The sequence below is a fragment of the Bacillus sp. FJAT-29937 genome, assembly GCF_001509555.1.
Classification (GTDB): Bacteria; Bacillota; Bacilli; order Bacillales; family Cytobacillaceae; genus Cytobacillus.
Map to the genome: position 1 here is coordinate 123,491 of NZ_LMAS01000005.1, position 12,494 is coordinate 135,984.

The 12,494-nt window shown below is 39.4% G+C and carries 11 protein-coding genes and 1 pseudogene; 11 read left to right on the forward strand and 1 reads right to left on the reverse strand.

Features of this window, described 5'->3' with window-relative positions; all coding sequences use genetic code 11:
• Nucleotides 1–21 precede the first annotated feature (21 nt).
• Genes AR328_RS12645 through AR328_RS12685 form a run of 9 tightly spaced genes read left to right on the forward strand, consistent with a single transcriptional unit; the run spans nucleotide 22 to nucleotide 10,140 of the window.
• Nucleotides 22–1,143 (forward strand): 2-keto-3-deoxygluconate permease, encoded by a 1,122-nt coding sequence (locus AR328_RS12645; protein WP_066295368.1) that lies wholly within the window; start codon nucleotides 22–24, stop codon nucleotides 1,141–1,143.
• Between the two features lie 18 nt (nucleotides 1,144–1,161).
• Nucleotides 1,162–1,926: an enoyl-CoA hydratase/isomerase family protein gene (locus AR328_RS12650; RefSeq protein ID WP_066295369.1), complete on the forward strand. Its 765-nt coding sequence runs from the start codon at nucleotides 1,162–1,164 to the stop codon at nucleotides 1,924–1,926.
• A 35-nt stretch (nucleotides 1,927–1,961) separates the two neighbouring features.
• The gene (locus AR328_RS12655; RefSeq protein WP_066295370.1) at nucleotides 1,962–2,957 is read left to right on the forward strand and encodes an aminopeptidase; all 996 of its coding nucleotides are present in this window, start codon (nucleotides 1,962–1,964) and stop codon (nucleotides 2,955–2,957) included.
• Nucleotides 2,958–2,988: 31 nt separating this feature from the next.
• A complete protein-coding gene (locus tag AR328_RS12660; protein WP_066295372.1) occupies nucleotides 2,989–4,137 on the forward strand; it encodes a CaiB/BaiF CoA transferase family protein in 1,149 nt (382 codons plus the stop codon).
• Nucleotides 4,138–4,187: 50 nt separating this feature from the next.
• On the forward strand, nucleotides 4,188–4,715 hold the full coding sequence (locus AR328_RS12665; protein ID WP_066295374.1) for a gamma carbonic anhydrase family protein: 528 nt from the start codon (nucleotides 4,188–4,190) through the stop codon (nucleotides 4,713–4,715).
• On the forward strand, nucleotides 4,715–6,022 hold the full coding sequence (locus AR328_RS12670) for an aspartate aminotransferase family protein (protein WP_082677218.1): 1,308 nt from the start codon (nucleotides 4,715–4,717) through the stop codon (nucleotides 6,020–6,022). Before AR328_RS12665 ends, AR328_RS12670 begins: the two co-directional genes overlap by 1 nt.
• Entirely contained in the window at nucleotides 6,009–7,433 is a 1,425-nt protein-coding gene (locus AR328_RS12675; protein WP_066295376.1) for an NAD-dependent succinate-semialdehyde dehydrogenase, read from the forward strand. Before AR328_RS12670 ends, AR328_RS12675 begins: the two co-directional genes overlap by 14 nt.
• 14 nt (nucleotides 7,434–7,447) lie before the next feature.
• Complete coding sequence (locus tag AR328_RS12680; protein WP_066295380.1) at nucleotides 7,448–8,848, forward strand: FAD-binding oxidoreductase; 1,401 nt, start codon at nucleotides 7,448–7,450, stop codon at nucleotides 8,846–8,848.
• The gene (locus tag AR328_RS12685) at nucleotides 8,845–10,140 is read left to right on the forward strand and encodes a (Fe-S)-binding protein (RefSeq protein WP_066295382.1); all 1,296 of its coding nucleotides are present in this window, start codon (nucleotides 8,845–8,847) and stop codon (nucleotides 10,138–10,140) included. Before AR328_RS12680 ends, AR328_RS12685 begins: the two co-directional genes overlap by 4 nt.
• Before the next feature lie 72 nt (nucleotides 10,141–10,212).
• On the opposite strand, the pseudogene AR328_RS22255 reads toward AR328_RS12685, so the two are convergent.
• A pseudogene (locus AR328_RS22255) lies at nucleotides 10,213–10,501 on the reverse strand (site-specific integrase); the annotation flags it as partial.
• Nucleotides 10,502–10,515: 14 nt separating this feature from the next.
• Here AR328_RS22255 and AR328_RS12690 point away from each other — a divergent pair.
• Both AR328_RS12690 and AR328_RS12695 read left to right on the forward strand, forming a co-directional pair.
• Nucleotides 10,516–11,250 (forward strand): SidA/IucD/PvdA family monooxygenase, encoded by a 735-nt coding sequence (locus tag AR328_RS12690; protein ID WP_066295385.1) that lies wholly within the window; start codon nucleotides 10,516–10,518, stop codon nucleotides 11,248–11,250.
• Nucleotides 11,251–11,568: 318 nt separating this feature from the next.
• Nucleotides 11,569–12,456: a sulfite exporter TauE/SafE family protein gene (locus AR328_RS12695; RefSeq protein WP_066295390.1), complete on the forward strand. Its 888-nt coding sequence runs from the start codon at nucleotides 11,569–11,571 to the stop codon at nucleotides 12,454–12,456.
• Nucleotides 12,457–12,494: the final 38 nt, after the last annotated feature.

The window sequence follows — 12,494 nt, forward strand, 5'->3', positions numbered from 1 at the left end:
TAATCTGGGTTGGTGATAATAATGAAAATCAAAAAAAGCATTGAAAGAGTTCCTGGCGGTCTAATGGTTATCCCTCTTATGTTAGGGGCACTATTAAATACGATTGACCAGCTTCACATTCCTTTTATTATGAACATCCTTAAATCCTTAGGGGTATCACCTGCCCAAGAAGGTATTTATGAGTTTATGAGAATTGGCGGCTTTTCGGAGGCTCTTTTTAAAAATGGAACCTTAACGCTTATTGGTTTATTTCTATTCTGTGCAGGTAGTCAAATGAATTTGAGAGTAGGTGGAAAGGCTTTAAAGAAAGGTATTTTGCTTACCTCAAGTAAGTGCTTAACCGGAATTCTCATTGGAATTTTGTTTGGAATATTTTTTGATCCAATGAACGGTCTTCTTGGTTTATCGACAGTGGCGATTATTGCAGCTATGACCAATGGAAATGAAGGAATGTATGCAGTTCTTACAGGTCAATATGGAAACCGTTCAGATGTTGGTGCAATCTCTGTTTTAACTTTAAATGACGGCCCATTCTTTACAATGCTTGCATTAGGAATGGTTGGGTCACATTTTCCACTAATCGCATTTATTGCGGTATTGCTGCCAATAGCTCTTGGAATGCTGCTTGGAAACTTAGATGAGGATATTCGAGAATTCCTAAAGCCTGGAGAAACATTACTTGTCCCATTCTTTGCATTCTGTCTTGGAGCAGGAATGAACTTTATGAGCTTCTTTAATCCAGAGGCAGTCTGGGGAGGGTTAGCTTTGGGCTTTGCAACAGTTATTTTATCAGCTATTACAGGGATCCTAGTCTACCGTTTATTCGGTGAGAGAAGCACAATTGGTCCAGTTGCTGAAGCATCAACGGCAGGGAATGCGGTTGGGACCCCTGCAGCCATCGCTGCAGCCGCAGCAGTCTCAGCTGGGGCAGGACTCATGACATTGGAAGAGGCAAAGGCTTTCCAAGATATTGCGAATCTGGCAACCATACAAATTTCGATATCTACAATTACTACGTCCATTTTATGTCCAATAGCAGTCATCCTTTGGGATAAGTATCAAAGAAGCAAGGGGATTGATGGAACAATAGAAGACATTTCTAAAAAAATAATAGTTCAACCAGAAATGAAACAGAATGCTTGAAGATAGGAGATGAAAGGTATGGAAATGATTAAGGTTAATTTTGCTGACCATATTTGTACAATTACAATCAATAATCCGCCAATGAATATACTTTCAAAGGAATTTCGCGAAGAATTTGTACCCTTTATGGAAGAATTAAAAGGGAGACCAGATGTTCGTGTCATCATTTTAACTGGCGAGGGGGATCGTGCGTTTTGTGCCGGAGCAGATTTAAACGAAGAAGGGGAATTAACACCAGAAACTGTACGGCTATTTCTAGAAGAGGATTGCCGAATTTATGACATTGTCAATGAAATGCCTCAACCAGTGATTGCAGCTGTTAATGGCTATGCCTTTGGCGGAGGGTTTGAGCTTGCTTTAGCCTGTGATCTTCGCATCATGTCAGAACGTGCAAAGCTTTGCGCTGCTGGTGTGAAGGTTGGATTAGTTGTTGGACCTACCCGTCTCGTCCGGCTATTGGGGGAAGCGTATGCCAAGGAAGTAATTCTAACAGGAAGAACGATTACTGCAGAAGAGTCTCTTCAAAGAGGTTTGGCAAGTACTGTTGTTCCTCATGAAAAATTAATGGAAGAAGCACTAGAGTGGGCAAAGATGATTGCTTCACGTGCCCCCATTGCAGTAAGGCATGCAAAAGATGTCATTCAGAAAACAATGGAATTCAATTGGCAAGATGCAATGACAATGGAATTAGATGCTTTTATTAGATGCCAAGAAACAAGGGATCACAAACACGCGATTGAGTCATTTTTCAATAAGCAAACCCCTTCCTTTGAGGGAGTTTAATATTAAACATTGAGGAACTGGAGGAGATTTACTTTATGAAAGATGTGCTAATGTACCCTGCAGCCAACGCATTAGTAAAAGTATTGGCTGGAGTTGTTGAAGGAGAAAAGGTATTAATTTTAACTGATTTTCTAACGGAAGGAATATCAAAAGTACTTGCGTCTGCCACTGCTGCATTAGGTGCAGAACCAATCACCATATCAATGTTACCAAGAAATGGACACGGGGATGCCTTGCCAGAAGCTATAGCTGCTGCGATGAAAGAAGTAGATGTGGTTATCGCTCCAACGACATATAACATTGCTCATACAAAAGCACGCCATGACGCACAGATGGCTGGAACAAGGATTTTAATTTTGCCTGAATCACATGAAAACATTCTTTTAAGTAGTGGATTGCGTGCTGACTTTGTTGCAATAAGGCCTCAAGTGGAAAGGCTTGCTAATATTTTGACAAACGGGGAATTCGTTCGAATTACAACACCGAAGGGCTCCGATTTACGCTTTTCCATTAAAGGTAGGGAAGGAAGGGCATTAACTGGATTTGCTAATACAAAGGATGTATCTGCGGCGCACTGTATTGAATCTAGCATTGCCCCAGTTGAAGGAACAGCTGAAGGTATACTGGTCGTTGATGGAAGTATTCCAGGTGTTGGCCTGATTGATACTCCCGTAGTAGTGGAATTTAAGGAAGGGAAAGCCATTTCGATCACAGGCGGAAAAGAAGCTGATCTGTTTAAAAAAGTGTTAGAAGAAAGAAATGATGAAAACGGAAATATCTACTTTGCTGGTGAATTCGGAATTGGCATGAATCCGGAGTGTCAATTAGAAAACAGTATGTTAAGTGATGAAGGCGTGTTTGGAACGATTCACATCGCTTTAGGAACGAATGCTTATATCGGAGGGAACATTAAAGCAAAGGGCCACTACGATATGGTTGTCAATGCTCCTACAGTTGAAATTGATGGAAATGTCATTTTAAAAAATAAAGAGCTATTTTTAAATAATGAAAATTTAATTGGAAAATCTTAATTCGAAGAATAAGCGTAAGGAGATGGATAAAATGGGTGCTTTAAAAGGAATACGTGTTGTTGACTTAAGTCAGGTCATGGCGGGACCTTATTGCGGAATGCTGTTGGCAGATATGGGAGCTGATGTCATTAAAGTTGAACCACCGAATGGCGAAAACACTAGAACGTGGTCACCAGGAATAAACGGTGAAAGCTATGCTTATATGGCAATCAATAGAAACAAGCGCGGTATGACCCTTAACTTAAAAACAGAGGAGGACAGGAATACTTTTTATAAATTAATTGAAACAGCCGACATCTTAATTGAGAACTATCGCCCTGGTGTTGTTAAAAGATTGGGTATCGACTATGACACTCTTATTAAAATAAACCCACGGCTCATTTATTGCTCTATTTCTGGATTTGGCCAATATGGACCATATTCTTCCCGCGGAGGATATGACTTAATTGCTCAAGGGATGACAGGGATTATGAGTGTGACAGGTGAAAGAGGCGGGAAGCCAGTAAAATGCGGAATACCGGTTATTGATTTGGGTGCAGGATTATTCTCTGCATACGGGATTTTATCAGCTTTATATGCCAGAGTAAATACAAATGAAGGGCAATTTATTGATGCCTCCCTATACGATACGGGCATTGCGTTATCTGTCTGGGAGAGCATCCAGTTTTGGGTATCTGGCGAAACGCCTACCCCAACTGGAAGCGGACATCGATTATCTGCACCGTATCAAGCATTTGAAGCAAGCGATGGATATTTTACTGTAGGGGCAGATACATCGCATCATTGGCCAGTATTCTGCGAAATTATAGGAAGACCTGAATTCCTAAATGACAATAGATTTGTAGATGATGCTTCACGTATTCAGCATTTAGATGAATTTGTTAGATTAATAGAAGAAAAAACTCGTTTAAAACCAAGAAAATATTGGTTCGATAAATTTGATGAGGCAGGGATTCCAGCCGGCCCAATTAACACATACCCGGAATCATTAACGGACCAGCACACGTTTTCCCGAAAAATGGTCGAAGAGGTCGAGCATTCGGTTGCTGGAAAAGTAAAAGCGCTAGGTATTCCCGTCAAATTATCAAAAACACCGGGAGAAATTAAAAATTCAGCACCTACTTTAGGAGAACATAATGAGGAAATACTAAAAGAATTAGGCCTTGTCTCAAGCAGTTAATCTTATTTTACTACATTAAGATATTACTTTTTAAGGAGTAGGATGTTCATATGATTCAATACTTGAGGGGACGGGTGCCTTCCGTTCATTCGGAGACATTTATTCATGAATCTGCACAAATTATTGGGGACGTGAGGATTGCAAAAGATGTCAGTATCTGGCCACAATCTGTGCTCAGGGGTGATGATCATAATTATATAGAAATTGGGGAAGGAAGTAATATTCAAGATGGCACCATCTGTCATGTTACACCGGAATCTCCACTTGTTATTGGAAAAATGGTTACAGTTGGACATAGGGCAACCTTACATGCTTGTACAATTGAAGATGGTGCATTAATTGGAATTGGTGCTATCGTCTTAGATGGAGCAATCATTAAAAAAGGAGCCCAAGTAGCTGCCGGAGCAGTCGTTCCACCAGGAAAAGTAATCCCTGAAGGGACATTAGCCGTTGGTATCCCTGCAAAGGTCATCCGAGAACTACATGATAAGGAAAAACAAGGCCTTATTGCTAATGCAAAAGAGTATATTGAGCTTTGGAAAAATAATTATAAACAAGAGAGTGAGGCCGAATACTGATGAATCAGGAGAATATGAGTTTATTTGAAAGAGGTAATCAAGTACTTCCTCCAGTAGCGGGAAGAGCAACAAATCTTGGAATTGTAAAGGCTATTGGTTCGACTGTCGTGGATGAAAAGGGCAAATCATATTTAGACTTTGCCAGCGGAGTGGGTGTTAATAATGTAGGACATTGCCACCCAGAAATTATTGAAGCAGTTAAAGAACAATTAGATTCCATGATTCATATTGGCCACAATGTCGCCTACTATCCATCATATATTAAACTTGCTGAGGAATTAAACTATCTAACTGGATCTAACAAAATGGTTTATTTTTCAAATAGTGGAGCCGAAGCGAATGAAGGTGCTATTAAACTAGCGAAAAAAGCCACTAAACGACCGGCCATTATTTCTTTTAAAAGGGGATTTCACGGCCGAACACTAGCAACTACATCGATTACATTTTCCAACTCTTCCTACCGTAAGGATTATGAAGGATTATTTCCAAGCATTTATTCTTGTGAATATCCTTATTCCTTCCGATCAGGTTTAAGTAATGAGGAGGAGACCGAAAGATGTATTCAAAATATAGAAGAAGTGTTTACGTATCAAGTGGATCCTTCTCAAGTGGCAGCCATCATACTTGAACCTGTACAAGGAGAAGGTGGATATATTGTTCCACCGAAGGAATTTATTAAAAAGATAAGAGCTCTTTGTGATAAACACGGTATTCTACTTGTGTTCGATGAGGTCCAAACAGGGTTTGGAAGAACAGGTAAAATGTTTGCTTATGAGCATTTTGAAGTAGAGCCAGATATTATCACCTTAGGTAAAGGGATTGCATCCGGTTTTCCCTTAAGTGCAGTTATCGCCAAAAGGGATATCATGGAAAAATGGGAATCCGGAACACATGGCGGTACATATGGTGGAAATCCCGTTTCATGTACTGCAGCATTGGCCTCCATCCAAATATTAAGACGCGAAGGAATCGAAAACGCCAGAAAGATGGGAGATTATTTAAAGAAGCAATTGCTTGATTTACAAAAGGAGTTTAAAGGCATCGGCGATGTTAGAGGCTTAGGATTAATGATAGGGATAGAGTTTGTTAATGAAGAAGGTAAACCAGATGCAAAAACGGTCAATTGGCTTAAAAATCACGCTTTAGAAAACGGACTCATTCTATTAACATGCGGAACTGAAAAAAATGTCTTACGATTTATTCCGCCAACAACAGTCCATCAAAATGAACTTGATCAATCAATACTTATCCTAAAAGATGGATTACAGAAATTAAGTAATAAGGAGAACAGCCATGCTATATATTAACGGCGAATGGAAATCATCAAGACAGGGTGAATACTTAACTGTTTATAACCCTGCCACATTAGAAAAGGTCGGAGAAGTTGCTTTTGGAGGCAAAGAAGATGTAGAAGAAGCCATCTATGCGGCTTCAGAGGCGTTTAAAACTTGGAAGAAAGTTACAGCTGATGAAAAATCTCGCTACCTAAAAGAAATTGCAATCAATTTAAGGGATATTGAGGAAGAGCTAGCAACGACGATTACATTAGAAATGGGGAAACCATTAAAAGAGGCCCTTGGGGAAGTAAGGCTAGCTATTTCTTATGTTGATTGGTATGCCGAAGAGGCAAAACGTATTTACGGAGAAACGATACCAGCTTCAGCCCAAAACAAAAGAATTTTAGTGCTTCGAGATCCGATTGGCGTTACAGGTGCCATCACACCTTGGAATTTCCCAGCTGCTATGGTTACACGTAAACTTGCTCCAGCCATTGCCGCCGGCTGCCCGGTTATTTTAAAACCAGCTTCAGTGACCCCTCTAACAGCGGTCAAAATTTTTGAAGCAATAGATAAAGCAGGTTTACCGAAAGGAGTAGCCAATTTAGTACACGGTCCATCCAACGAGGTTGCTCAATCTTTATTAGATAGCACACATGTCCAAAAAATCACCTTTACAGGTTCAACGGAAGTAGGCAAGAAATTAATGAGAGAAGCCGCAAATACGGTTAAGAAGGTCTCAATGGAATTAGGCGGCCATGCTCCATTTATCGTATTTGAGGATGCTGATCTAGAGGTTGCCGCTGATGCTGCAATTGCTAGTAAATTTAGAAATGCAGGGCAAACATGTGTATGTACAAATAGAATCTATGTTCAAGAAGAGGTTGCTAAGGATTTTTCGCAGATTCTCACAGAAAAAGTTAAGCAATTAAAAATAGGAAATGGGCTGGAAGAAGGAACAGAGATTGGACCTTTAATTAATGAGGAAAGTCTCGCAAAGGTAATGGAACATGTAGAAGATGCAATAACAAAAGGCGGAAACATACTATGCGGTGGTGAACGTGAAATTTTGAATCAAAAAGGTGCATTCTATCAGCCGACAGTTATTAATAACGCCAATGAATCTATGAAAATCGCAGTAGAAGAAACCTTTGGTCCTGTTGTTCCGATCTTTACCTTTAAAACGGAAGAAGAGGCGATTGAAAAAGCAAATCATCCATTCTACGGGCTTGCATCTTATTGTTATACGAATGATTTAGGTCGTGCGTTTCGTGTCATGGAATCATTAGAGTATGGAATTATTGGAATTAATGATGCAATGCCAACGACAGCCCAAGCGCCATTCGGTGGATTAAAAGAAAGTGGAATTGGTAGAGAAGGAGGAAAATACGGATTAAGCGAATATCTTGAAGAAAAGTTTGTTTCTCTGAATATTGGTTAAGAGGAGAAGTTCGAATGGATGTAATCATTAAAGAGTTTGAAGAATTTCTACCTTCAAATCAAATTTTAACGAGTTTGGCAAGCAGGTACAGTTATAGCTATGATGCTTCATTCGGAACCTACCTGCCTGATTTCGTTGTGCAGGTAAAGAATAAAGAAGAAGTATCATCAATTTTAAAACTAGCAAACAAATATAAAATTCCAGTAACGCCCAGAGGACAAGGGACATCTCTTAGTGGAGGTCCCCTTCCTGTAAAAAACGGCATTGTTTTAGATATGTCTCAATGGGATAGTTATCTACAAATATATCCCGATGATCTCGTGGCAGTCGTTTCACCGGGAGTTCTCACCGCAACAATTAATGAAACTGCTGGTAAATATGGTTTGATGTATCCGCCTGACCCAAGCAGTGCGCATGTTTCCACCATTGGAGGTAATTTAGCGGAAAATTCCGGCGGACCTCGAGGCCTAAAGTACGGAGTGACGAAGGATTATGTAATTGGCTTAGAAGTTGTAACCCCTGAAGGCGAAATTATTAAAACAGGCGGGAAAACGATTAAAAATGTCACGGGCTATGATTTAACGAAAATAATTGTTGGGTCTGAAGGCACTTTAGGTGTTATTACCGAAGCTACTTTAAAATTGGTGCCTAAGCCACCAGCAACCTTAACAATGATGGCTGTTTTTGATGATCTTGTTCTGTCAGGAAAAGCCATATCAAAAGTATTAACAAATGGAATCCTTCCTTCCAAAATGGAAATCATGGATCAGTTTTCAATCATTGCAGTAGAAAACTATCAGCCTATTGGTCTGCCAACTGATTGTGAGGCGATTATTCTAATCGAATTAGATGGCCATCCATTGGCTATTGAAGACGAAATGAAAAAAATTGAATCCATTTTTACGGAAATTGGATCTGTAAAAGTGAAAATTGCTAAGGATGAAGCAGAAGCTGCGAGCTACTGGAAAGCGAGAAAACTAGTTTCTCCAGCTATAGTAAAAATTAAACCAACAAAAGTCTCTGAAGATGCAACGGTTCCTCGAAGTAAGATTCCTGAAATGTTTCAGCGATTAAAGGAAATCCGTGAAAAATACAATATTCATCTTGTTGTGTTTGGCCATGCCGGCGATGGTAATCTACATCCAAATATTATCTGTGATAAACGTGATGAAGATGAGATGATTCGGGTGGAGAAGGCTGTTGCTGAGATTTTCGAGGCAGCTGTCCAATTAGGCGGAACCCTTTCAGGTGAGCATGGAATCGGAACACTGAAGTCTCCATTTATGGAAATGGAATTAGGTGAAATTGGGCTTGATATGATGAAAAAAATTAAGCAAGCATGGGATCCAAATAATATATTAAATCCTGGGAAAATTTTCCCTGAAAAAGGGCAAAAGCTGGTGTTACGGGGATGAGCAGGACTAGTTTAAAAGAAAAGTTAAATTACAATGAAACATTTAATTGCGTCCAATGTGGTTATTGCTTACCGGCGTGTCCAACATATGAAACAATGAAAACAGAAGCGCATACCCCTAGGGGAAGAATCAATCTAGTTAGGATGCTTGCTGAGGAAAAAATTAGTGTTGAAGATTTAAGAGAACCAATTGAAAATTGTCTTGGTTGCCGGGCATGTGAACCCGTATGCCCAACCAATGTCCAATACGGAAAAATATTGGAGGGAGCTAAGGAAGTTTTAGAGGATAATGCAAAGAAAACGAAAATACAAAGAAAAGTTGAATCTATTCTCTTTGATCAGATGATCCCTTCTAAAAAGTGGATGAACTTTATAGGAAATGCTTCATGGTTCTATCAAAAAACAAGGTTGCAAAAAGTAGCTCGAAAAACGGGCGTAACTAAAAGAGCACCTCTTCATCTTGGAGAATTCGAAGCGGTATTACCTAACCAAACTTCTCCGCAGATCCGTAAACAAATGGTGCGTGACAATAAAGCCATTGGCCCTAAAAAAATGGTTGTTGGTTTTATTACTGGATGCGTCATGGACTCAATTTTTCACGAAACAAATCGTAACACCATAAAATTATTAACAATGTCTGGAGCCGAGGTGATTATTCCTGAAAACCAGACTTGTTGTGGGGCACTGCACGCCCATTCAGGAAAAACAAACTCTGCCAAAGAGCTTGCCAAAAAAAATATAGAGGCTTTCGAAAAGGAAAACGTAACATATATCGTAAATAACGCCGGTGGATGCGGCGCGACTCTTGTGGAATACGAACATCTATTCATTGGAGATGAAGAATGGGAAGAACGGGCAAGAAAATTCGCAAAAAAAACTAGAGATATCTCCCAAGTTTTAAATGAACTTGATGGCCTGCGTTTTACAAACAATATTAATGAGACAATTACCTACCAATCTTCTTGTCATATGAAAAATGTGCAAAAAGTAACTGAAGAACCTTTAGCATTACTAAAGCAAGTTCCAAATGCTGGATACAGAGAAATGAAGAATTTCGACCGTTGTTGTGGATCAGCAGGCATTTATAATCTTGTAAACTATGAAGAATCCATGGACATATTAGATATTAAAATGAAAAATGCAAAAGAAACAATCGCTACAATTATTGTAACTACAAATCCGGGCTGCCTATTGCAAATGAAGCTAGGTATTCAAAGGGAAGGGATGAAGAAAACAGTCAGAGCCATCCATCTTGTTGATTTGCTAGTAGAGGCAGGAGCAGTTCCAAAATAGCAAGTCGAGCAGGAGGGGCAGACACCCCTCCTCTTAAACAATTACTTCGTATTTCTTCTTGTATCAAATATCTCAGTAACATCCTTGTTTCTTCGCAGATGCTTCACTTTTTAACACTGAATCAACCAAATCAACATAAGAATCCCTCCAATATTTGCTTGTCGTTGCAATATTACTATGCCCCGCCAATCTTCTTACCTTTTCAATATCATTAATTGTCACTTTAAACATCCATTTACAATATGCATGCCGGAACATATGAGGCGTGCGTTAATCTTTTCTTTGGCAGACTATATCCTTCAAGCATCGTCTGGATCCCTCGGACCGTGAACTTCGTTGATCTCTGGCTGTAAGAGAAATACTCGCCATATTATCGTGGCTGTTGGACTGGGCAACGTAGAATTTTTCCCTTCCAACTTTCAGCATTTGCCAGCTGAACTCATATCGCATTCTTCCGGATATACCTCTTATGAAAGCTTTGCCGGAAAAAGGGTTGTCGTATTGGGAGGGGGACAAAGCGGGTGGGAGGCGGCAGCGCTGTTGCATCAAGCTGGGGCGAATGTGGAGTTAGCTTTCCATGGATCAGGATATGAACCTCCTTTGGAAAACATCAATGAACGTCAGCGAGACATTGCCGACAAGTTTTTCTTTCTTCCGGAAAAAGAGAAGGACTATCTGCGAAAAGAACTACTTAAAGCTACAGTAACTGAATTTCTTCTCCCACTAGTCGAGGGAAAGGTACGGCTACGTCCTTATTCAGATATCATATGTGCTAAGCATGTACAGGAAACCGGAAAATTTGAGGTTGTTTTTCGAAATGAGGAAAGGGTAGAGGTAGATCATCTTTTTGCTGCCACAGGATACTGTCCGTCAGTTGATAAGATTATGTTTCTTAAGTCTATATTGCCTAATATCTTGAAGGAAGAAAACGGGTTTCCCGTAGTAAATTTTGAATCAAGTGTAGAAGGTCTCTATTTTGTCGGTCCACTATCTTCACACCATCATGGACCAACTTATACACAAATCGCAGGTGTATGGCATACGTCTAGAACGATTATTTCATCGCTGCTTAAACAAGAAGCAGCCATCACATCAACACGTGAAAATTGAATAGAGGAGGGTTTAACACCCATAAAGTAGATAATCAGCTAGTTGTTCGATCGAACTTTTTCGTAAAAATTATATTATCTACTATTTATCACATTTTGAAAATTTAGAAAATTATATTGACTTGATACTCAGAAAATGTTTTAATAATAGCGAAGTGGTAGGGTCACTCCACCTTGATAAACCCGACAAATAATGTCACAGAAATTAAGGGGGCAAGAAATTTAACCAGGGCTTCAAGATCAATTATTCACGGAGTCCTAATAGTACGATTTAAGGATGAAACGCGCAGCATTAATTTAATGAAAAGAGGTGTCACGGATGTCGGTGATCGCATTCATCATCGGCCTGCTGACTGGTGTGCTGACGGGTATGATATCCGTGGGCGGCGGTGTTATTGTTACAAGTTTGCTCATCCTGTTTACACATTGGTTGAAATTAGGATTAAATATGAAAGAAATAGCAATGATGACATCTTTTAATACGATTTTTACTACTATTTCAGGATCGGTTTATTATTACTTACAAAAACTTGTAAAATTAAATGTTATCTTATATTTTGGTGTTCCTGCTTTACTAAGTAGTTTGCTATCTTCGCGAATTGCCAACACGCTCAGTGATGATTTATTAAAAGGGATTTTTACCTTATTCTCTATCATTGCCGCCATTTCTATATTATTACCAAAAAAAGATCCGGTTGAAGTCAAAGAGGAAAGATTCTCTCCCATTCTCGCTATCTTTTTAAGTGCTGGAGTTGGAGCTGTAGGTGGAATGATTGGTGTCGCGGCAGGATTTTTATATATCCCTATCTTCATAAATATATTTAAGCTGCCTATTAAAAAAGCAGTTGGTACAGGACTGGTTGTTGGGGCATTGCTTGCGACTGGAACAATTATTGGAAAGTTAGGCGGTGGATATTTCCGGCTTGACCTCACTGTCCCTTTAATAATAGGGGGAATGGTCGGTGTGATCATCGGAGGAAAGATAGCTTCCTTTATAGAAGAAAAATGGTTGAAAATTATTATGGTTACTGTCATTTCGGGGATTTCCATTCAATTGGTCTTCGAATACTTATACCATACGCTAGATATCCCTTTATCGATTGTATTCGTGGTGATGACTATTACCTTTTCTATTTTCTTTGTTGGGGTTTACATGATGAATAAACCAAAGAAAGCAAGAGAAGAAATCATAGACAAAAGTATGTAGTAATAGTGAAAAGCCCAACTTAATTGGGCTTTTTTAAT